The organism is Anaerosalibacter sp. Marseille-P3206 (assembly GCF_900155565.1).
GTDB lineage: Bacteria > Bacillota > Clostridia > Tissierellales > Sporanaerobacteraceae > FUHM01.
Map to the genome: position 1 here is coordinate 1903568 of NZ_FUHM01000002.1, position 23898 is coordinate 1927465.

Consider the following 23898-nt stretch of genomic DNA (forward strand, 5'->3'; position numbering starts at 1 on the left):
GAAGAAATATGAGATTAAAAGAGGCTGTAAATATAAAACCTATATCTACAGTAATAGATTTTCAATCCTCTGATAAGACCCTTATTGATGGTTATATAGTATTAGAACAAACAGGGGAATATTTTTTAAATATCTTGGAAGGATTTACAAGGCAAAGAGATGATAAAACTACTGAACATAAAGGTTCTATTATACCTGGTAAAGTCGATAGATGTCATAAGATTACAGGCACTTATGGAATGGGGAAATCGTATTTTCTATTGATGATAAAGTCTATGTTAGAATCCTTAGAAGATAAAGATATGTATGATGAGATTATTGAAAAATTTTCGGATTTTTCAAGTATATTATATCAATTAGATACTTTAAATAAACAGGCAAAACGATATATTATAGTAGATATCAATGGAAAGGATTTTTCTCAGTTAGATTTTAAAAGTGTTATAGAAAGACAAGTATATAATAAATTGGTAAAAAAAATAGGGAAGGAAAAATTAAATTACAATAGTTTTTATGAAAAAACAGCAAGACAATTAATAGAATGGAAAAGTGAAAATAGTCCAATGTATAATCTGTTTAAGGATCAGTTCGAGGATGAAATAGATTTTACTTATGGAGAAATGATCGAAGGATTACAGCAAAGGGATAGATACGCTAAGGAAGGTTATGAAAAAGTATATAAATTAATTATGAAAGAAGATCCTAAAGACAATTTCGATACATTGGGAGAGTTTTTAGGAGAAACAGATGAAATAATTAAAGGTAATGGTTATGATGGTTTAGTTATTATATTTGATGAATTTTCTTCATATTTGAGAGGACGTTCTGAAGCCGGTTTTTTAAATATTGATTTAGGAAGTATTGATATATTAACAGAGAGTACGATGGTTGAAAATGCAAAGCAAATTCATTTCATAACAACTGAACATGAAGATATAGAACATATACTTGAGAAGAATGTTTCCAATATGGATGCTGTAAAAAAGACCGCTGGAAGATTTAAAAATTACAAACTTTATTTTGATAGAGGTTCAAAGTTAATTGAAAATGTAATCGAAAAAGATGAAGAAAAACTTAATAAGATTAAGTTTGAGAATATTAATATATTTAATCAATACGATGAAAATAATGAATTGTATAAACTAGAAGAAGTATATCCTATGAACCCTTTTACACTGGAATATTTAATTAAGATATCAGAAAAATATGCTCAAGGGGATAGGACATTATTTACATTTATGAATGAAGAACTTAGAGCTTTCGTTGAAAAAGGCAATATTTATCATCAAGGTAGACTAAATTTATTAGGCGTAGATGCTATTATGGATAGCTTTAATGAAGTTATATTTAGAGGACGAGAAGAATTTGCAAAAGCTTATAATATTCAAATAAAAAGGACTAATACCGATTTACAGAAAAGAATAGTTAAAGCACTTGCTTTGGACTATGCTATTACTATTACAAATGTTGGAAAAATAAAAACGGGGATAAACGATTCTAATATAAAATATATTTTGTCTTTAAATGAAGAAGAATTAAAATTAGCTAAAGAATATTTTTTAAAAGAAACCAATGATTCTCAATCATATATTATTTTTAATGCAGGTGCAAATGGATATGAATTATCACCAGATTCAGCTGGTATTGATATTGAAGAAGAAATAAGAAAGGAGTTGCCAGATACTGATAAGGAGAGGCTGCTTAAAAACCTTATAACAGATAGATCTGCAACCTTAGATATTAGGACTAGTTACACTCTTACAAAATCATCTAAGAGATTTCCTTTTGACAGATATATAGAAGGAAAGTTTGCTAGTTCTTTTGGGGAACTAAAAGAATTAAATATTGAGGAAGAAATAGATAGATGTAGTGCTGATGGCAAAATAGTATTTTACTTACCAACAGCAGGACAAACCTATAATTATCATGATGTAATGGAAATTGCAAAAGAAAAATCAAAAGAATTAATAGATAATAGAATTGCACTAGCTATACCTAAAGAATTTACTTTTGCAAGTGATGATGCAAATCTATTAAGAAGATATGAGGCTGTTCAAAGATTAACTAAAAATGAAAGCATAATGAGTAATCCAAAAGCACAGAATCAACTTAGATTGGAAATTGTTAGATTAAGAAATGAAATATACAATAAATTAAGCTTTTTTGGAAGATCTGAAAACTTTATCTTTTTATTTAAAGATGAAATTTTAGAAGATATAAAATCTATGGACCATTTACTAACTTTATGGTTAGTAGAAAAGCTATATCCTAAATTTCCAGTGATAGATTCTGAAGATTTTAGTACTAGAAATGCATGCAATCAGTTAATAGAAAATCTAATAGTTCCCGGAAAGGCAGAAAGGGTAGATCTTGATTCAAGCAAAGTTTTTTCTAAACAAATTAGATGGTCTTTAAAACCTTTAGATTTGGTTAAATTAACAAAGACAACTCAAAATTATAGGGTAGAGATAAAAAGGCCAAATAATAATTCTATTGTAAAGGAAATATTTGATTTATTTGCAGAACCAGAAGAAAAGCTATCAATTAGGGATAAGTATAATATACTTATATCTCCACCTTATGGACTAAATGATCCTATGTTCGAGGTGTTATTTGCTATTTTTCTTAGGATATCAGACAAGTATTACTTGATAGACAGTGAAGATAGACGTATAGAAGTAACTGTCGATACTATGAAAGAGGTATGGAATAATTATAAGATGGCGGAAGTCAAGGATTCGCTTCCATTTATAGTAAAAAAAGATGTTATAAATATTTTAGAAATAATAGATAAAAGCTATAGTGATACAAGAGCGTATATTAGTTTATCACCCACTATGCCTTCGGATGATTTTGGTAAACATGCTAATTTAAATATTTTTAGTGGATATATGCAGACTTTTTGTGATAAAACAGATTTATTTATAAAAAATTTAGAAATACTTTCCACTAAAAATTTTTTAATAGAAAAGTTAGATGATATAAAGAAAGATGTGAAAAAAACATTTAATATTATTAAACCAGATGATTTACTATATTCTATTAGTAATATAATAGACAAACATTTTGATAATCATATAAAGCTAAATGATTCAGATAATGATATACCAATTTCTAGATATATTAAGCTACAAAATTTTATAGATAATACAATATGGTTACAAAATAATATAAATGATTTTATAGAACAACAAAAAATTGCTTTTCAATTAAATGAAAAAACAAAAAATATAGACATAGAAGCTATTGTTAATAGTGCTAAAGAAGCTGAAGATTCCTTAAATACGATAATAAATAAAATATTTACAGAAGATAATTGGAAAAACAATAAATTTGAATCTATTATTCTACTAGATAATCTGAAAGAAACTGTAAATAATGCTATAGAAAAGTATAATGAAAGTTATTTATTCAATCACAATATTTTAAATATAACAAAAAAAGAATTATTAGATGCAATAGCAAATTATGAATTTATTCCTCTTATAAAGTGTTTAGAAAATATAAACTTCAATGATTTAGATAGTCTTTCTTCTATAAAATCAGAGGTTAATAGGATAGCAGTTTGTGATCAAAATATCGAAAATGAAATAGGTCGTATTATACAATGTAAAAGTTGTAGTGATTTAGAAAATATTATAAATAATATAAACGTTATTAAAAACAAACAAAAAGATATTAGGTTAAAACTAGGTAGTTTAGCAGACCAGTATATAAATAAAATTGATAATTTGTCACAATTAGAGATCGTAAAAGAATTATATAACAGAGATGAAACAATAGTTGAATTTGTGAATAAAAAATATCCAAAGCAAATACAAGAAACAAGAAATATGATGTCAATTATTAGATACGATTGGGCTGAACACCATGATGAAATTATAAATTTAGTTAATGAGTTGTATCCTATCATAAATGAATATATTGATAATTTTATTATTATTGATACTACAAAAAAAAGAGTTGATTACAATAAAATAATTAAAAATATAAGCAAAAGTATAGAATTATCAGGATATAAAGAGATGACAGTTTCTGAGTTTAAAAATAAGTTGATTACAGAGATAGACAATATAAAGAATCAATATGATGTAATAATTATTAAGGAATAATTTATTTTAGATTAATGGATTTGGAGGATTGAAATGATAAAAATAATTCAAGATCCAGATAAATTGTATAAGGACTGTGCTGATATTATAGTTAACGATGCATTAACTTATGCAAAAAGCCGACTAATGATTAATGAAGTGAAGGAAGGTCAAAGAGAAAAGGCTGATATTGTAGTTGTTCGTCCATCTTATTTTAAATATTATGAAGATATATATAATATACCTAGTTGGTGTGATTTAATACAATATTCATTTGATACTATAATTGAACAGTTTGATTTAGATTTTACATTATCAGAAAAGCAGGAAATAAAAGAACTAGTTTGTGAAGAAGATATACAAGATTTTCTAAAAAGTTATAATAAAAATTTAAATTTTGATATCAATATAATTAAATATATATTTAATAATGGTGAATTTATTGTTCAAATAAAAAATTATGAAGAGTTAATTTTATGGATGGAAGATTCCATAAAAGAAGAAAGAGCAGAATGGACTGATATAAGATTAAGGGAAATAATGGAGGATAACCTAGATATAGAATTTGATCCACTATTTCTTGATAGGCTATTTTCAATAGAGGATGAAAAAGCATTAGATTTAATGAAGTTGTCTTTGGTTTCAACTTATTTGTTCTATGACTATCCTTTATCTTCTAAGAACCTTATAAGTACAAAAGTAGATTTGCTTGAGAAAAATTATGTTTCTAAAGAATTTGTAATGGATTTAATTCAAAGATCACCTTATGTCATTGATGAATTAAATTTAATTATTTCATCAATGAAGGACAAACTAAGCATATTTGAAGTAGAAGAACTTAATCAATTTTTGAGTAGAACAAAGGGGTTTTTAGATGAAGAATGGAATTGGGTATGGAATTATACTAGAAATAATTTTAGCGTGGATACATTTAGAAAAAATCTATCAAAAATATATCTTTGGTTAAATGTAAAAGAGGGCAAAGAAAAGATAAAGTTACTTCGAAATTTAATGGATTTCATGGAACTTAAAGGAAACTATAATGTTCCTGAAAAGTTAGAGGATTGGTTTTATTATTATGAAAACTTTCATCTTAAATGGTTTTCAGCTATGGAAGAAGAAAAAAATATTATTAAATCGTTAGAGAATTTGAATGAAGTATTTTTATTAGAAATAATAAATGAAATCAAGATATATAAACATAAGATGGAATCTTATTATGAAGAGTTTTTATATAAAAATTATCCTAGGTTTTTAAGGGAAGATAAAACTAATATTAAGATAATAAAACAAGTACAGAACTATCTTGATAAAGCTAGGATTTTTTTCTTTGTTATTGATGGTCTTAGATGGGAATTGTGGAATAATATAAAGAATATATTTGAGGAAAATGAATATTTTATTGAAAATACAAAACAAAGTTGTTTATCAATGCTACCTTCAATAACTTCAGTATCTAGAACTAGTTTAATTACTGGAAATACCTATAAAACTTTGGTAGATGAAAAGCAGGACAAAGAATATCAATTTAACATATATAACGAAGAAAAACATTTGAAGAGGAATTTTTCAAATTATACTATAGCATATAGAAATGGTGGAATAGATGAAATTGATGAATTGTTGAAGGAAAATGCAGATATTTATACTTTAATCTATTCTCAAAGTGATGCCATATTTCATGCAACAAACAATATGACAACAGAAGCGATGGAACCTTTGTTAAGAGATTTAATAAGTAGATTGATAACAAAGATTAATGAGTATGGAGATATGATAATTGTATTGTCAACAGATCATGGTTCTATTAATATCGAAAACAAGAAAAAAATATTTTTAGATATTCCGGATATTATTGAAGAAGATCAACATGGAAATTGCTTAGTTTTGATGAGCCAATATTTTGAAGAAAGCTTATATGAAAAAACTAAGAGTCAAGTCAATGAGAATGAATGGTATTCAATTTGGAGAGAAGATAGTTATAAATATGGTTTACCTAATGTAATAAATAATAAAGAAGTCTATGCATGGTTATTTCCTAGAAATGAATATTATTATGGAAGGCAAGCAAAAGGATTTGTTCATGGAGGACTTTCTATGGAAGAAACAATTATTCCCTATGGTATATATAGGAAGCAACCAGCTGTTTTTAATGACTTAATAGTAACTACAGGGGATAGTTATCTGATTTTAGATGAAATATCTTTTTTAAGCTTAGTTATATATAATCCTAATAACTATGGCATAAAAAGAATAAAGATAAATCTACCTAATTTAGGTATAACTGAAGAAGTAACTGATTTATCATCAAAGGAAAAGAGAAAAATAATACTCCAATTTAAGCTAAAAGATAGCTATTGTAGAGGAGAAAAATTAAAGGAAACAATAAAATTAAAGATATTTTATTTAAATAATAGTACTGAACAGTCATTTAGAATATCTGAAAAAGTTCAGGTAAGTACAGTTAGTTCTATTAATAAAGAGATGTCAGAAAAAAGATCTTTAGATTTTTAAAAAGGGTGGTATATTATGGAGAAATGGGAAGAACAATTAATGGATAATTTTGGTTCTGCTGTTGTAAATAAGAAACTTGCTTTAGAAAATGAAATACAAGGCATTCCAAGATATGTTTCAGAATATATTTTAGGTGTTTATGCTATAGATGGAATTACTAAAGAGTCAATAGAAGAAGCAAGTAATTTTATTAATTTACATAAATATAGCAGTAGAGAAAAAGAACTTTTAAAAAACAAATTAGTTTCTGAATATAGTATCAAAGTTTTAGATAAGTTTAAAGCAGAAGTAGATACAAAGAAGAATGAAATAAATGCAAGTATGGGAACTACACAATTAGCTAATATGATTGCTAATCCAACTCTAGTTAAAGAACATGAAAGATTATTAATTGATGGAATTTGGGGATTAGGAGAACTAAGATATTATGCACCTGGTTCTGAATATGATGGTGAGGATGTAAATAAAGAAGGAATTATAGAATTACAAAAGTTTAAACCGTTGCAACTTTCTAATATTTCTTTAGAAGATTTTAAAAGAGGCCGTTCTAACATTGATACTGAATCATGGATTAATGCAATCATATCAACAGTTGGACTGGATTATAATAATTATGATTTGAGAAAGAAGCTTATAATTTTATCTCGATTAATCCCTATGGTTGAAGAGTCGGTATTTTTGATGGAGTTTGGGAAACCAGGTACAGGAAAAACTTATTGTTTTGAAAATATTTCAGCTTATTCTCGAGTGATATCAGGAAGTGCTGTTACTCCTGCTCAACTATTTTATAATTTGCAAAGTAAGACTCCTGGACTTTTACTACAGTATGATATTGTATTGTTTGATGAAATTGATAAAGTTAGGAAAAAAGGTTTAAATGAAGAGGTAATAAATAAACTCTACAAATATTTAGAAAGCTTTTCGTTTGATAGAGGTGGAGTTGAACAATCTTCAACTTGTGGAATTATGATGGTCGGAAATATTAGTCCAGACAAAGAGTTTCAAGAAGAAACATTATTTTTAGATGTACTCAATCAAAAGTTAAGAGAAGAAGCTTTTGTAACACGTTTGTCAGGAGTTATTCCTGGATGGGAATTAGATCCTATAGAGAAAAGAGAAGTAAGTATTACAAAACACTATGGATTTATGGCAGATTATTTTAGTGAAATACTACACGAGCTTAGGAAGTCTTATATACATCAAAATATAGCAAGAGAAAGAGTTAAACTAATCAATGCAAATATTAGGGATGAAAAGAGCGTAATCAAAATTGTTTCTGGATTATTAAAAATAATATATCCTCATGGTGAAGTTGAAGATGAATATTTAGAAGAGATAATAAAATATGCAGTGGAAATAAGACAATTTGTAATAAATCAGAATTATTATATTACTGGTAAGAAGGATTATAATGTGAAGTTGGAATGGGAGATAAGAGATGAAATTTAATGAAATAATATATTTTGATAATGCAGCTACTACAAGGAAAAAACCTGAGATTGTACACAATGCTTTTGAATCTTATATTAGGGAGATAGGGACAAGCCCGGGTAGAGGAAGTCATTTGTTAGCTATAGAAGCGTCAAGATGCTTGTATCAGTCAAGGAAAGTTGTATCTAATTATTTTGGCTGTCCATCTACTAATGTTATATTTACTAAAAATGCTACAGAAGCGTCAAACTTATTTTTAAGGGGATTTTTAGAGAAAGATGATCATGTACTAATATCACCAATGGAACATAATGCTATATTTAGACCTTTGCATAAGCTTAAGGAAGAAGGAAGAATAGAGTATGGTATATTACCAATGGAAGCGTTTAGAAGCTTAGATAAAGATGATTTGGATTTGTATATCAGAGAAAATACTAAGTTATGTATATTATCTTTGGCTTCTAACATAACAGGTGAAATTTTATATTCTTCTAAACTAATTAAATATTTAAAGAGTAGGGATATAAAAGTTTTATTAGATACTGCCCAAGGTGCTGGTAGAGTAAATCTAAATATGATAGATGATAATATTGATTTTTTAATATTTACAGGGCATAAGGATTTGTATGGATTGCCAGGAACGGGAGGACTATGTTCTTTAAAAGAGTTAGATATTGAACCTCTTATACAAGGAGGAACGGGAGTTCATTCAGAAACTTTTACTAATCCAAATATTATTCCAGAAAAATACGAAGCAGGGACTTTAAATATGCCATCTATATGGAGTTTGAAATCAGGGATAAAGTATGTTGAAGAAAACAAAGAAGAAATATTAGATAAAGAAAGAAATCTTTATTCAACATGTTTAGAGGAGCTTAAGACGTTACCAAGAATTATTGTTTATGGTAATAATGATTTAGAAAAAAATTTATCTATTATAAGCTTTAATGTAGATGGGATGGATTGCCAAGAAGTTTCTTATTATTTAAGTGAAAATAATATTTGTGTTAGATCAGGTCATCATTGTAATATATTAGGTCATACCTACTTAGGGACAGAAAATACAGGAGTAGTCAGGGCAAGTTTAGATTACTATAACTCATTAGAAGAGGTAGAAAAATTTATTTATGTAATTAAAAAAATGATTAAGGAGTAATGTTATGTATTATATATTTTATAGTACTAATGACGTTTTTAAAGGTGAAGAAATACTAAGGGATAACAATATTGATTATAAGATTGTACCTACACCAATTAAGGACAGTGTTTATTGTGGAGTATGCCTTTTTTCAGATGTAAGCATAGATACTATTCAAAATTTACTCGACTCAAATGAGTCAGGGGACGGTCCCTTGACTCATAAATATATAATTATGGGGTGATAATATGAGAATGCCTCGGCAAAAAAGTCAAACTTATGTATATCATATTATGGTTCGTGGAAATGAAAAGAAAAAAATATTTTTAGATGATGAAGACAGAGAAAAACTATTAGACATTATATCTTTAAAAAGTAATAATAATGAATTTTGTATTTATGCTTATTGTCTTATGGACAATCATATACATTTGATAATGAAAGAAATAAGTGAAGATATTTCTACTATTATGAGTAAAATTAATACTACCTATGCTTTTTATTTTAATAAGAAATATGATAGAGTAGGTCATGTTTTTCAGGGAAGGTTTAAAAGTGAGCCTATAGAAACTGAGGAGTATTTATTAACTGCAGTTAGATATGTACATAATAATCCTGTTAAAGCAAAGATAGTAAAAAAAAGGGAAGATTATATTTGGAGTAGCTATAGATCATATTTAAGTGAGACTTATGCTCTTGATTGTCTAAATACAGATTTTGTACTTTCTCTGTTTTCACAGTGTAATTCAAAAGCTATGATCTTATTTAAGGAATATTCAAGACTTGAAAATGAAGATGAGTTTATTGATATTCAAGATTTTGAAATTATTGAGAGAAAGAATTTGAAAACTCCAGAAGAGGTGGAAGATTTTACAGAAGAATTCTTAGATAAAAATAAAATATCATTTGATGAATTAATGAAAAATAGAAAAAATATAAAGTTAAGAAATAGATTGATATATGAAATAAAGACTCAATCTAATTTTTCAAACAGAGATTTGGAGAATATATTAGGTATTAATAGAAATATTATACAAAGAGTAAAGTGAGTCAGGGGACTGTCCCCTGACTCAAAGTGAGTTAAAGGCATGGCCTTTGATTCATTATTAAATTTTAGAAATATATAGAAATAATCAACATTTAGTGCTAATATATTCTTATCACATCATAGGGGGTAAGGATATGGAAAAAGTAAAAGTATCACGTTTAGTTAAGTCTGAAGATTTGAATCATCATGGTACATTATTTGCTGGTAGAATGGCTGAATGGTTTGTGGAGTCTTGCTTTGTATGTGCAGCTAAAGAAACCGAAAGACCTGATAATATAGTTTGTGTTAATGTACATGGGCTTACATTTACGCAACCTGCAAATAGAGGAGACATTATTAATATTGAAACTGTCATGGTTAAAGCTGGAAGAAGTAGCTTTACTGTTCATGGTAAAATAACTAAAAACAATTCAGATTATGTATTATCAGATGGATTTATTACTTTTGTATTTGTTGATGAAAACGGAAAATCTATGCCCCACAATATTATTCTTGATGAACCTGAAAATGAAGAAGAAAAAATATTTAGAGAAAGAGCTAATAATCTATAAAAAAGTGAGTCAAACTGAGTCAGGGGACTGTCCCCTGACTTGGTTATAGTAATTTTGAGGAAATTGCCTTTGTGGTTTTTTCCTTATTTTTTTGGCATATTTCATTGTGTTGTTTAAAGAATTCGCTATAGAGTATGTCCACGATGTATAGTTGGGCAATTTTTGTTGATAATGCTCCTCCTTGTAATGGGCCTTCTACAGATCCACAGAGTAACGTTATATCTGCATATTCTGTAATGGGAGATTTTCTAAATCTTGTTATGCAAATGGTTTTTGCACCATTATTTTTAGCAAGCTTTAGAATATCTATAGTATTTTTTGTAGAGCCACTGTAGGAAAATGCTATAGCTAAATCCTCCTCATTCATCAAGGCAGCTTCCATTAATTGCATATGAGAGTCTAGTATACAGCATGTATTTGGTATAATGCGGGCAAATCTATCTCTAGCATCTAAAGCTATTGAACCAGAAGAACCTGCACCAAAAAAGCTTATTATTCTAGATGATGATATCATATCTACACATTTTCTTATATTATCAAAATTGAGAAGTTGGAAGGTTTCATTTAATGTAGAAAGGCTACTCATTAAAACTTTTTGTGACAATTCTTCTACTGTGTCTTCTGATTTGATTTCTCCTGATAATCCTGAGTATATATAATTATTTTTATTAGATAAACTTTGGGCGAGTAACATCTTAAATTCTTGATATCCGTTTAGATTTAGGCTTTTACAAAACCTAGAAACAGTAGCATCTCCAACATTACAGGATTCTGCCAAATCTGATATAGATAAGTATAATACATCTTTAGAGAAAGTTTCTACATAATCAGCTATTTTTTTTTCTGCTGTAGTAAAAGTATCATATTTATTTTCAATTATACTAAATAGGTCATCATTTTGCATTTTTTCTACCTCCAATAAAAGCATAAAAAAAAGCCTTAATTTTGGTATTGAATCAAAAGAAAGTCCTTTATAAGATAGTATAGATGAAAAATCCATGAATTTCAATAAAAAACAAAAAATAAATTAATTGTTATGATTCTTTATCCAAAGCAAGTAAATGTCCCAAAAATTCAAGGAGGATTTTAAGGAGAAATAAATATTTATCAATTTATAAAAAATATTTTCATAAATTGATTGAAACAAAATTTAAAATATGATAATATACATACTAAAGCTTGATTTCAACAAGCTATTAACGAGTTGGAAAACATTTTCATTAAATGCCAGATTTCAATAGTTCTAGAATTAAAAAATATTCTAAGGACTAAAAAACAACTAATTTTTATAGAAAAGGAGAGATTTAAAATGAAAAAAATAGTTGCATTACTGTTAGTTTTGGTATTATCTTTTTCAGTTTTTACCGGTTGTGGTAATAAGAATGTTTCCGAGCAAGGTAATGTAGAGAAAACTGAAGAAACTCAAAAAGTTGAAGACGTATTGTATACAGTTATTAATTCTGGTACAACTATGGATACTCAATTTGATCATTTATGGGTAAATCGTGGTGAGTTATTTAAGGTATTAACATTTAGAAGTTTATTTTTACCAGATGCTACATTAACTAATGTAAAACCGGATTTAGCTTCTGATTATAAAATATCTGAAGATGGTTTGACTTATACTATTACTATGAAGGATGGAGTAACTTGGCATGATGGAGAACCTGTTACTGCAGAAGATGTAGTTTGGAGTATTGGAACTTCTTTAAAAGCTTCTTTGTTAAATGCTATTTACTCAGGTGCTTTTAGTAAAATAGAAGGTGCAGAAGAGTGGAAAGCTGGAACTGCTGATAGCTTAAGTGGTTTAACTTATGAAGGAAATACTATAACTATGAAATTAACTAATCCTGTTGGGAATATGCTTAATGTATTAGGTCAATTTGCAATTTATCCTAAACATCTTTTAAAAGATGAAGACCCATTGGAAATTCACAATGCAAAGTTTTGGCAAAAACCTATTGGAAATGGAATGTATAAAATTGATGAATTTAAACCTGGCAATTATCTATCTTTAGTTCCATATGAAAACTATGATGGAGAAAAGCCTAAGATTTCTAAAGTGGTATTAAATATTATTTCCGATCCAGTAGCAGCTGCTCAAGCAGGACAGTTAGATATTTATAATACTAATGCTGCAAATGAAATAAGCGAATTGAAAAACATTGATGGTTTAACAGCTGAACCTGTGGATATATTATTCTATCGTTATTTTGTTATGAATCTTAAAGACGAAAATGGTAAGCCTAATGAAAAATTAGATGATGTTAGAATAAGAAAAGCTTTACTTTATGCTATCGATAGAAAGACTTTAGAAGAAAAAATGTTTACTGGTTTAGCACAAATTCATAATACTGGAGTTCCATCATCATATGATGAATATTACAAGTCAGCAGAAGATTACGAATACAATCCTGAAAAAGCAAAACAACTTCTTGAAGATGCAGGATTTGATTTTTCTAAGACTCTAAAATTAAGATATTACTATGATGACCAAGCATCTATAGATTTTATGGAAGCTATTGCTCAATATTGGACAGAAGTTGGAATAAAAGTTGATGTTCAAAAATTCCAAGGGGATGCTACTTCTGAAATCTTTACTACTAGGGATCATGATATTGTATTAAAAGGTCTTTCAGCATTTGGTTATGAAGAGTGGTATGGTGAATATGCTTCAGATAATACTAACTTTGTAAGAATTTTAGGTAAAGAAGGCGTATTTGACGATAAGATAAACGAGTTAAGAGAAACTACAGATTCTGAAAAACGTGCTGAAATACTTCAAGATTTACAAAAGTTAGAACAAGAATATTTATATAAATTGCCATTGCTTGGTTTACAAAATATCTATTTTATAAGGACAGATAAGGTTAAGACTGTTGGAGAATTTGGAAACCCATGGTATAACTATGACAGACACTTTGAAGAGTGGGAAATCATTAAATAAAACAATTGATAGTAATAAGGGGAGAAAAACATAAACCCGATGGTTATAATAGGAGGTAAATAATTATTTACCTCCTATTGCATATAATTTGCTTATATTCTAAAGTCTGTAGGAACTTTATTGTTCAGAAAGGAGTGAAGAAATGTTAAAATATTTTGTCAAAAAGTTGCTAGCAATAATCCCCATGTTGTTATTAGTTAGTGCTTTAGTTTTTTTTGCGTTAGAACTTTCACCTGTAGACCCTATTAACTATTTAGCTTCTCCAGATATGACATCAACTGAGAATTTAGAAGCACTTAGAGAATCTCTTGGTTTGAATGATCCTGTTTATATACGATATTTTCGTTGGTTATCAAATATTCTCAAAGGAGATTTTGGATACAGTATTTCAACTGGAGCAAAAATAAGTGATTTGATTAAGTTAAGACTTCCTGCAACTTTGGAATTATCTATTATAGCAATTGTATTGTCCACTATACTTGGAATTGGTTTGGGACTTATATCTGCTATTAAGCAAAATTCTATTGTGGATTATATTGGCAGAATAATTGGAGTAGTAGGGATATCTATTCCTCAATTTTTCTTTGGAATTGTGGTGATTCAGATATTTGCCATCAAGTTAGGATGGCTACCTTTTGGTGGGCGTTTAACAGTTGATGCTAAATCTTTTGCAGATAGGATACCAAATATGATTTTGCCGTCTTTTACTATGGCTATATCCATGACAGCTGCTTTACTTAGATATACAAGAAACTCTATGTTAGACGTTTTGAATAAAGACTATATTAAAACTGCTAGAAGTAAAGGAATTCCAGAGTGGAAGGTTTATATTAAACATGCTTTTAGAAACTCTTTAGGTCCAATACTTGTACTTCTTGCTTTTAGACTTCCTCTTTTAGTTGGAGGTTCTGTTGTTATAGAGTCTGTATTTTCATATCCAGGGATAGGTTCATTGATTTTAGCTGGAGTTTCATCAAATGATTATCCAGTTATAATGATTACGACTTTAATGGTTGCTGTTGCAATTCTTTTATCTAGTTTTTTAGTAGATTTAGTGACCGCTGTATTAGATCCTAGGGTTAGATTTGATAAATAGAAAGGAGTGATTTTGGATGGCAACTAATGAAGCAGTTATTAATAAAACTAAGAAATCAAGCTTGGCAAAGAGAAGTTGGAATAAAATGTTGAGGAATAAGTTGGCGATGATTGGATTGATTATCTTTGTCATTATGGTATTAGCTTCTGTATTAGCTCCTTTATTGACTTCTTATAATCCTTCTACTGTAGATATGGACAGTATAACTTTGGCTCCTAGTAGAGAGCATTTACTTGGAACGGATAAATTGGGTAGAGATGTTTTCGCTAGGATACTATATGGAGGACGTGTTTCTGTTTATGTTAGTATTTGCGGTGCTTTGGTTGGAACGCTAATAGGAACAATTTTAGGAGGTATAGCAGGTTACTTTGGAGGTAAAATTGATAAGTTTTTAGTTCGATTATCTGAAGTTTTTTTAACTTTTCCGAATATGATTTTGATTCTTATTTTAGTTGGAATTGTTGGGCAGGGTGTGAATAATCTCATTATAATATTTTCCCTAACTGGATGGATGACTACTTTTAGAATGGTTAGGAATGAATTTCTTTCTCTTAGAGAAGAAACATATGTAGAAGTATGCAAGGCTTTTGGCATTTCTGAGGTATCTATAATGTTTAAGCATATTCTACCAAATACTCTAAGCCCTATTATGGTTTCAACTACCTTAAATATTGCAGGATATATTTTACAAGAAGCAGGGCTTAGTTTTTTGGGACTTGGTGTTCCTAGTACAATTCCTACTTGGGGAAATATTATGAATGCTGCTAAGTCTGTTGAGGTATTGAAAAATTATTGGTGGCTATGGCTATCACCTGGTTTGGTTATATCTATATTTGTTTTAGCTATTAACTATCTAGGGGACGGTCTACGTGATGTCCTTGATCCAAAACAATAGGGGGCAGTGATTATGAACAAGAAAGAATTAATACTGAAGGTTGATGATTTGCATACTAGTTTTAAAATCGATAACAATGAAATTGAAATTATAAGAGGAGTTTCCTTTGAAGCTTATAAAGGTGAAACTTTAGCTATCGTAGGAGAATCTGGATGTGGAAAGAGTGTTACTGTTCACTCTATTGTCCGATTGTTACCCAAAGCTGGAAGACTAAAGAGTGGAGAAATTACATTCTATGCAGATGATAATGAATATAAACTAAATGAATTAAGACCTTTTGGAAAGGAAATGAGATCCATTAGGGGAAAGAAAATTGGTATGGTGTTTCAAGATCCTATGGCTTCTTTAAATCCTGTATATAAAGTAGGAGATCAAGTTGCAGAAGGTTTACTTGAACATTTTGATATGTCAAAAAAGGAAGCTAAGGCTGAAGTCGTGAAAATGTTTGAGAAATTAGGCATTCCTGATGCTGCATCTCGTGTTGATGATTATCCTCATCAATTTAGCGGAGGGATGAAACAGCGTGTTATGATAGCTATTGCCATGATATGTAATCCAGATATGATTATAGCTGATGAACCTACTACAGCTCTAGATGTTACAATTCAAGCGCAGATAATGGAACTGATGAAGGAACTTCAGATAAAATACAACAAGTCTATTATTTTGATTACACACAATATGGGGCTAGTAGCTGAGGTAGCAGATAGAGTTGCTGTTATGTATATGGGAAGAATAGTTGAATATGGCAGTATTGAACATATATTTAATAATCCAAGTCATCCTTACACAAAGGCTCTTTTAAGGTCTGTGCCAGTTTTAGGCATGAAAGAAGGAGAAGTTTTACAAACCATTAGAGGTACTACTCCTAGACCACAAGATGTACAGACAGGTTGCGAATTTGCAGATAGATGTGATTTTTGTACTGATAGATGTCGAGTAGGGGAAATTAAAGATCATGAAATAGAAGAAGGTCATAGAGTTAGATGTACTTTATTTGACGATATGGAGGGGGTGTAATTGATGGCTGAACGTGCTAATAAAGAATCTGAAAAATTATATGAGATAAAGGATTTGAAAAAGTATTTCCCTATATATGGAGGTTTTTTCAATAAGGAAGTAGGAGCAGTTAAAGCTTTAGATGGAATTTCCTTAGATATAAAAAGAGGCGAAACAGTAGGTGTAGTTGGTGAGTCAGGATGTGGAAAAACTACTTTCGGCAAAAATATTATGATGCTACAAAAACCTACTAGTGGAGAATTAATATATACTTTTAATGATGGACAAAAGGACATTGCAAAACTTAGTAAAGCTGAATTGTTTGAATTTAGAAAGAAAGTTCAAATGGTTTTTCAAGATCCTTATTCTTCTTTAAATCCACGTAAGAAAATATTTGATTCTTTTGATGAACCATTAAAGGTTCATGGCTATACTAATAAGGATGAACGAAAAGATATCATGGAGGAAATGTTCAAAATCGTAAATTTACAAACTGATTATCTCTATCGTTACCCTCATGAATTTTCAGGTGGTCAAAGACAGAGAATCTGTATTGCTAGAGCTCTTTGCATTAAGCCTGAACTAGTAATATGCGATGAACCTGTTTCTGCCTTAGATGTTTCTATACAGGCACAGGTATTAAATCTGATGAAGGAAATTCAAAGAAAGATGAATCTAACTTATGTTTTCATTGCCCATGATTTAAGTGTTGTTCAATATATGAGTGATCGAATTGTAGTTATGTATTTAGGAAAGGTTCTTGAGATTGCTGATTCAAGAGGATTATATGATAAACCCCTTCATCCGTATACACAAGCATTGCTTTCAGCTGTACCTATTCCATCGATAGAAAAGAAAAAAGATAGGATTATACTTGAGGGAGACGTTCCTAGTCCTATAAATAAGCCTAAAGGTTGTGCTTTTCACAATAGATGTGTTCACTGTATGGATATTTGTAAGGAAGTTGAACCTGAATTATTAGATTACTCTAATGATATGGGTCATCAGGTGGCATGTCATTTATATAGATAGATTGATTTGATATGGAGGTTTGAAGAAATGAAAAAATACCTATTTCTTGATAGAGGCATAATTGATGGACATTGGACATCGAATGCAATACTAAAATTGAATCAAATAACTAAGGACGTGGAAAACAATCCTATGTTTAGGGAAGACTATTTTTCCAATCCTAGTAGGCCTTGGGAAGTTAGATATGATAATGGTTATCCAAATGTTTTTTATGATAAAGAGTATGAGATATTTAGGTGTTATTATACCCTTTTTACTTATGATATAGAATCTCAAAATACTGCTTTAGAGGAAAGAACAAATAAACAATATATACCTACTAGTTCTCGTATTACATCTGTATGCTATGCAGAATCGAAGGACGGAGTTAATTGGGTAAAACCAAATTTAGGTCTTGTAGAATTTGATGGTAACAAGGATAACAATATTCTTATGCGTTATGGACATGGAACTAGCGTGCTTTATGATGAAGATGAAGTTGATCCAAATAAGAGATACAAACTTATGACTAAAATTGAGTATTCTCATGACAATCATTTTATGGCTGTAGCATTTTCATCTGATGGAATTCATTTTTCTGATTATATAGAGTGGCCAAAGTACAATCCTCAGGCAGACACATATAATTTTGTTTTTAGAGACAAGAAAACTAACAAGTTTATTATGATTACTAGGGTATGGAAAAATGGAGTTAGAATTGTTGCAAAGTGTGAAAGTAATGATTTTATTAACTGGTCAGAGCCAGAGGAGATTTTGAGAGGAAATGGCTTTGAAGATCAGATATACTCTATGCCAGTTTTCCAATATGCAGGTATATATTTGGGATTAGCATCGGTTTATCATGAAGGAGACAGGACTTTACCAGACTTCGACTTAGTGGATTTAAAGCTTAAGTTTGCTACTGACTTAAATAATTGGGATAGTATTTGTCCAGGTGAATGTTTTATTCCAAGAGGCGAAGGTATTTATCCTGATGGAGAATTTGATTGTGGATGTATTTATGCTAGTATTCCTGTAGAAATAGATGACAAGCTTTATTTCTATTATATGGGGGGCAATGGACAACATACTAACTTTAGAGAAACTTCTTTTGGAAGAGGGTTTATAGAAAAGGATAAATTTGCCTATTATACCCAAAGAGACGATGAGCTTGAAGGAGAATTGCATACAGGATTGTTTAGTATCTATGGGAATGATTTAAGTATTTTAGCAGATATTGAAGAAGATGGATATATTCTTATAGAACTTGAAGATAAATATGGAAATGCAGTACAAGGTTTTACTTTTGAAGATTGTATTCCTTTGAGAAAAGCTGATGGATTTAAAAAGATATCATTTAAAGATAAGAACTTACTAGAAATCGGAAACAAAAGTGTTAAGTTTAAGTTTAAATTCCAGAATTCAAAACTTTATGCTTTAAAGGGCGATATTGATAGTTGCAGAAGAAAATATTAGTTTGATTTAAAAGATTTAAGCAGAAGGATTAAGGAGGGGTTAATGTGTCAAATTTTAAGATTACCGATATAGTAGGAGTTATACCAGCATTAATTACGCCATTTGATGAAAATGAAAACTTTGATGAAGGAAGAATGAGAAATGTAGTTGATTTTTTAATTGAAGAAGGAGTTCATGGATTTTATTTAACTGGTAGTACTGGTGAGGGTTTTCTAATGACTCCAGATGAAAGAAAAAAAGTTGTAAAGGTTGTAGTTGATCAGGTTAATGGTAGGGTTCCTGTTATTGCACATATTGGAGCTATTTCTACTAAAATTTCTATAGATCTTGCTAAGGATGCCTATGAAACTGGGGTAGATGCTATTTCATCAGTGCCACCTTTTTATTGGAAGTTTAAAGATAACAATATTTTTAAATACTACGAGGATTTGTCAGGGTCAACACCTTTACCAATGATTGTATACAATGTTCCTCTTGCAGGTTTATTTGGATTTGATTTCATAAAGAGATTATCTACTATTGAGAATGTAAAAGGGATTAAATATACTGCATATACTCATCAAGATATTCACAAGGCAAAAGCTCAGATAGGTAAGGATTTTATGGTTTATTCTGGTGCAGATGAAATGGCTGTTTCAGGTCTTTTCAATGAAGCAGATGGAATCATCGGTTCTTTTTATAGTATGTTAGCAGATGTATATGTAGATATTTATAATAATATAAAGGCTGGAGAATTCAGTAAAGCTCAAATTAAGCAAAAGATAGCAGTTGATATTATCGAAGCTTCTCTGAAATATGATTACTATGCAGTAATAAAGGCTGCCATGAAGTGGATGGGATTTGATGGAGGTTATGTTCGTAGGCCTTTTAATAATTTAAGTTCATGTGAAGAGGAAAAAGTAAAGGATGAATTTAGAAAGATTAGAGATAGATATGGTGTTGAAGATATACGAGTACTAAAATCTATATAGAGAAGCTTAGGAGGCAGAAAAAATGGTAACAAAAGATGTTTTAAAGTTAATAAAAGGTGGATTAGTAGTATCCTGTCAAGCCCTTCAAAATGAACCTCTTCATAGTTCATATATAATGTCTAGAATGGCATATGCGGCTATGTTAGGTGGAGCAGTAGGAATAAGAGCCAATGGGGGAGAAGATATAGTAGAAATTAAAAAGACAGTAAATCTTCCCATCATAGGTTTAAGAAAGAGAGTTTATGATAATTTTGATGTATTTATAACACCTACTATGGTGGAAGTTAAAGAAGTTGTAGAAGCAGGAGCGGATATTGTAGCTATAGATGCAACAGACAGAAAAAGACCTGATGGCTTAACACTTAAGGAATTTGTAGAAGAAATTAGAAAAACATATCCAAATATTCTTATCATGGGAGATATATCGAAGGTTAGTGAAGGAATTGAATGTGAAAAACTTGGTTTTGATCTAGTAGGGACAACATTAAGTGGTTACACAGAAGATACAAAGAATAGAAAACTTCCTGATTTTGAGCTTATGAAAACATTAGTTGAAAAGCTTACAATACCTGTTTTAGCGGAAGGTGGCATAGGCTCTCCTGATGAGTTAAAAGAAGCTATGGATTGTGGAATATATGCTGCAGTTGTAGGAACTGCAATAACAAGGCCTATGGAAGTAACTAAGAAGTTTGTAAGTGCTATAAGTTGATTATAAGAATTCATTTTTAAGAGGAGATTATTAGGTGAGGGGGCATATCATGCGTATATTAGCATTTGACATAGGTGGGACATCTATAAAGTATGGTATTGTAGATGAAAAGGGAAAAATATACGAAAAATATGAAATACCAACTAGAGCTAAAGAAGGTGGAGAAGCCCTTATGAAACGGATTTTATCTGTTATTGGTGAATTTCACAATATAGATAGGATAGGTGTTAGCACCGCTGGACAAGTAGATTCAAAAAAAGGCAGCATTATATTTGCTACAGATAATCTCCCAGGTTGGACTCGCATGGATATTAAAAAGAGGATAGAAGATATATATAGTATACCTACTTCAGTAGAAAATGATGTTAATTGTGCTGCAATAGGAGAAGCTTATTACGGAGCGGGAAGGGAATATAATAGTTTTTTATGCCTTACCTATGGAACTGGTATAGGAGGAGCTATTGTAGATAAAAAACAAATATATCGGGGTTCATTTAATTCTGCAGGCGAGTTTGGACATATGATTACCCATGCTGGAGGTAACCCTTGTACTTGTGGAGGAAGGGGTTGCTATGAAACTTATGCATCTACTTCAGCTCTTATAGAGTTAGTTAAGAAAACTTTAAAGCTTGAAGGCGAAATTAATGGGAGAATTATTTTTGATAAGGTAAATGAAGGGGATATGATTTATAAAGAAATTGTGGATAGATGGATAGATGAAATCGTAATTGGGATATCTAGTCTTGTTCATATATTTAACCCTTCCCTTATTGTTCTAGGTGGAGGAATAATGAAGCAGGAATATATTGTAGAAAGTATCAAAGAAAAGCTTCCAGATTATATAATGAGAAGTTTTAGAAATGTAAAAATAGAATCAGCGAAATTAGGCAATGATGCAGGAATTTTAGGTGCATCCATAGTGAGTCAATGAGTTAGGGGACAGTCCCCTGACTCATTGACTCACTTTTTTCCATTATAAAAACCTATGCTAAATACAATCAACATAAGTACATAAGAAACAATTACAGCAATACGACTCTCTATATTCTTTGTAAATAAGGAGATAATGAGACTACTCCATCTCACAAATCCTAAACTATATCCTTGGGCTAACTGATTAAACCAAGGTATTACCTTAATAAAATTGATTCTACTATTTGAATCTGTTAAAAAGAATATTATAATATAAAAAACAAATCCAATTCCCCACAAAACATTTCCCAATATAAAACTTTTAGTTCTTCCCCTATAAAAACCTCCATATTTTTTGCCTACCCAATACCAATAAACAATACAAGCGTATTTCCAAATTTTAATAATAAAATCTGCGACATTACCTATATTAGGTTTATTATAAATTGTTGCAGTAGCTATGAGTCTATCTATAACTATGGAAACTATAAGTGGGAATAATATCATTAAAAACATTTTAATATTATACTTATTTTTTGCCATTTTTCAACCTCCATATAAGTCATAATATAATCTTTTGTTTCCTTTTAATATTATTCTACATTTAATAAGTATTTCCTTCTTTCATACTCTTTTAGTTTCCCAAGTACCTTTTTTGTAGGATATAAACACTATCAACATTTCAATAGCATCAGCTATTATAAAGCTTCCCCAAACATATAGTACTGATAGATTTAATACTCTTGTTGTTAGGAAAAGTAGTGGTATTTGAACTCCCCATCTAGATATTAAACTAGATAGTAAAAGTGGGAGATTGTGTCCTGATCCTGGAAAAACTGAACCTAATCCCATGGCAGCTCCTCCAAGAGCTAATGCAGGTATCATTATCTGAATCATAGATTTACCTACCTCTATTACATTTACATCATCTATAAATATCCTCATAACTTGGCGAGGGAACAATATTGCAATCAATGATACAATACTCATCATTATGAAATTAAGTAGTGCAGAAAATTTAGCAGTATCTTTAGCTCTTTTTACATCTTCAGCACCTAGACATTGGCCGATAATAGTACTACTACCCATTACAATCCCAAATATAGGCATAAAGGCAAAGTTGAAAAGTCTACCTCCAATTCCCATGGCAGCAACGGTATTAGTACCGTATTGAGAAACAAATTTAAGCGTAAATACGCTAGCTAAGTTTCTTGAAAGAACTTCCATACCAGATGGAAAACCTATTGTTAAAAGCTTTTTATCTATTCCCCAATCTAAAGTAAATAGACCTTTAAGAGTAATTTTTACTTTATCAGTTCCTTTAATTAATATAACAAAACCTAAAGTAAAAGCTACAATAGTAGAAATAACTGTTGCAAGTCCAGCACCAAATACACCTAAGTTAAGACCAGGAATATTGGTTCCAGGAAAATGACTAAACATAAACAATGGATCTAAAAATATATTAACGATTGCAGCTACTATCATTATATACATTGGTGTTTTTGCATCACCTAGGCATCTTAAGGATGTATTTACTGAATAAGATGAAAACATAATCGGTAAAAAGAATATTCGTATATAGCCATAGTCTAATGCAGCTTTCAAAACATCCGCTTCATCAGTGAAAAAACCTAAAAGAGGTTTTAGTGTAAATAGCATAATAACAGCAGCAATTATTGCAACTAGAGCTTTAAAGGTAAGTGTTTGTTCAACTATTCTCACAGTTCTTTCGCTGTTACCACTACCATAACTTTGGGATACTAGAGAAATAGAGCTAGATCCTATTATTTCGTTTAATACAGAAACAATCCAAAATACAGTTGAAAATATTGTAACTCCTGCTACAGCAGCTGCAGATATACGTCCAATCCATATCATATCTACTATATCGTATACTGCTTGTAGTACAAAACCGAGCATTGTAGGGATAGAAATTTTAAGGAGATTTTTTCGTAAATCTCCTGTAAGTAGTTCATTGTTTATTTGGTTCATTCAATCATCTCCTTAAAATTGTTTAGACTCTCTAAATAGTATATAATATATAGTAAGTTATTTTTCATATAGTGTCAATGATTTATTTAATCATGTATTGAATTAAAGCTAATT

The 23898-nt window shown here is 29.8% G+C and carries 19 protein-coding genes; 16 read left to right on the plus strand and 3 right to left on the minus strand.

All coding sequences use genetic code 11. From position 1 onward, the window contains the following. Window positions 1-8 precede the first annotated feature (8 nt). The 7 genes from BQ9840_RS10580 to BQ9840_RS10610 all read left to right on the plus strand — a co-directional run bounded on the left by BQ9840_RS10580 (window position 9) and on the right by BQ9840_RS10610 (window position 10773). Window positions 9-4112, plus strand: a complete 4104-nt coding sequence (locus BQ9840_RS10580) for a hypothetical protein (RefSeq protein WP_077369755.1) — start codon at window positions 9-11, stop codon at window positions 4110-4112. A gap of 33 nt (window positions 4113-4145) precedes the next feature. Further along, a complete protein-coding gene (locus tag BQ9840_RS10585; RefSeq protein WP_077369756.1) occupies window positions 4146-6605 on the plus strand; it encodes a PglZ domain-containing protein in 2460 nt (819 codons plus the stop codon). Window positions 6606-6620: 15 nt separating this feature from the next. Further along, window positions 6621-8054, plus strand: a complete 1434-nt coding sequence (brxL, locus tag BQ9840_RS10590; protein ID WP_077369757.1) for a BREX system Lon protease-like protein BrxL — start codon at window positions 6621-6623, stop codon at window positions 8052-8054. Continuing rightward, window positions 8044-9192: an aminotransferase class V-fold PLP-dependent enzyme gene (locus tag BQ9840_RS10595; protein ID WP_077369758.1), complete on the plus strand. Its 1149-nt coding sequence runs from the start codon at window positions 8044-8046 to the stop codon at window positions 9190-9192. The genes brxL and BQ9840_RS10595 overlap by 11 nt, the downstream gene beginning before the upstream one ends. Window positions 9193-9196: 4 nt before the next feature. Then, window positions 9197-9418 (plus strand): DUF3343 domain-containing protein, encoded by a 222-nt coding sequence (locus tag BQ9840_RS10600; protein WP_077369759.1) that lies wholly within the window; start codon window positions 9197-9199, stop codon window positions 9416-9418. Between the two features lie 4 nt (window positions 9419-9422). After that, window positions 9423-10223 carry an REP-associated tyrosine transposase gene (locus tag BQ9840_RS10605; protein WP_077369760.1) on the plus strand — a complete coding sequence of 267 codons (801 nt, stop codon included), beginning with the start codon at window positions 9423-9425 and terminating at the stop codon, window positions 10221-10223. Between the two features lie 133 nt (window positions 10224-10356). Next, a complete protein-coding gene (locus tag BQ9840_RS10610) occupies window positions 10357-10773 on the plus strand; it encodes an acyl-CoA thioesterase (protein WP_077369761.1) in 417 nt (138 codons plus the stop codon). Window positions 10774-10816: 43 nt separating this feature from the next. Here BQ9840_RS10610 and BQ9840_RS10615 read toward each other — a convergent pair whose 3' ends face one another. After that, a complete protein-coding gene (locus tag BQ9840_RS10615; RefSeq protein WP_077369762.1) occupies window positions 10817-11677 on the minus strand; it encodes a MurR/RpiR family transcriptional regulator in 861 nt (286 codons plus the stop codon). Window positions 11678-12082: 405 nt separating this feature from the next. On the opposite strand from BQ9840_RS10615, the gene BQ9840_RS10620 reads away from it, so the two are divergent. The 9 genes from BQ9840_RS10620 to BQ9840_RS10660 all read left to right on the plus strand — a co-directional run bounded on the left by BQ9840_RS10620 (window position 12083) and on the right by BQ9840_RS10660 (window position 21808). Continuing rightward, window positions 12083-13720, plus strand: coding sequence for an ABC transporter substrate-binding protein (locus BQ9840_RS10620; protein ID WP_097677483.1), 1638 nt, complete (start codon window positions 12083-12085; stop codon window positions 13718-13720). A gap of 142 nt (window positions 13721-13862) precedes the next feature. After that, window positions 13863-14816 (plus strand): ABC transporter permease, encoded by a 954-nt coding sequence (locus tag BQ9840_RS10625; protein WP_077369763.1) that lies wholly within the window; start codon window positions 13863-13865, stop codon window positions 14814-14816. Window positions 14817-14832: 16 nt separating this feature from the next. Then, complete coding sequence (gene opp4C / locus BQ9840_RS10630) at window positions 14833-15711, plus strand: oligopeptide ABC transporter permease (protein ID WP_077369764.1); 879 nt, start codon at window positions 14833-14835, stop codon at window positions 15709-15711. 12 nt (window positions 15712-15723) lie between these two features. Continuing rightward, the gene (locus tag BQ9840_RS10635) at window positions 15724-16731 is read left to right on the plus strand and encodes an ABC transporter ATP-binding protein (protein WP_077369765.1); all 1008 of its coding nucleotides are present in this window, start codon (window positions 15724-15726) and stop codon (window positions 16729-16731) included. Window positions 16732-16734: 3 nt separating this feature from the next. After that, complete coding sequence (locus BQ9840_RS10640) at window positions 16735-17742, plus strand: ABC transporter ATP-binding protein (RefSeq protein WP_077369766.1); 1008 nt, start codon at window positions 16735-16737, stop codon at window positions 17740-17742. 27 nt (window positions 17743-17769) lie between these two features. Beyond that, on the plus strand, window positions 17770-19197 hold the full coding sequence (locus BQ9840_RS10645) for a hypothetical protein (RefSeq protein WP_077369767.1): 1428 nt from the start codon (window positions 17770-17772) through the stop codon (window positions 19195-19197). A gap of 44 nt (window positions 19198-19241) precedes the next feature. Continuing rightward, window positions 19242-20168, plus strand: coding sequence for a dihydrodipicolinate synthase family protein (locus BQ9840_RS10650; RefSeq protein ID WP_077369768.1), 927 nt, complete (start codon window positions 19242-19244; stop codon window positions 20166-20168). Between the two features lie 22 nt (window positions 20169-20190). Beyond that, window positions 20191-20877: an N-acetylmannosamine-6-phosphate 2-epimerase gene (locus tag BQ9840_RS10655; protein ID WP_077369769.1), complete on the plus strand. Its 687-nt coding sequence runs from the start codon at window positions 20191-20193 to the stop codon at window positions 20875-20877. Window positions 20878-20926: 49 nt separating this feature from the next. Next, window positions 20927-21808 carry an ROK family protein gene (locus BQ9840_RS10660; RefSeq protein WP_077369770.1) on the plus strand — a complete coding sequence of 294 codons (882 nt, stop codon included), beginning with the start codon at window positions 20927-20929 and terminating at the stop codon, window positions 21806-21808. Between the two features lie 29 nt (window positions 21809-21837). Here the strand turns inward: BQ9840_RS10660 and BQ9840_RS10665 are convergent, their stop codons facing one another. Together BQ9840_RS10665 and BQ9840_RS10670 are read right to left on the minus strand one after the other, a co-directional pair. Then, window positions 21838-22332, minus strand: a complete 495-nt coding sequence (locus BQ9840_RS10665) for a hypothetical protein (protein WP_077369771.1) — start codon at window positions 22330-22332, stop codon at window positions 21838-21840. Window positions 22333-22413: 81 nt separating this feature from the next. Then, window positions 22414-23784: an MATE family efflux transporter gene (locus tag BQ9840_RS10670; protein ID WP_077369772.1), complete on the minus strand. Its 1371-nt coding sequence runs from the start codon at window positions 23782-23784 to the stop codon at window positions 22414-22416. Window positions 23785-23898 lie beyond the last annotated feature (114 nt).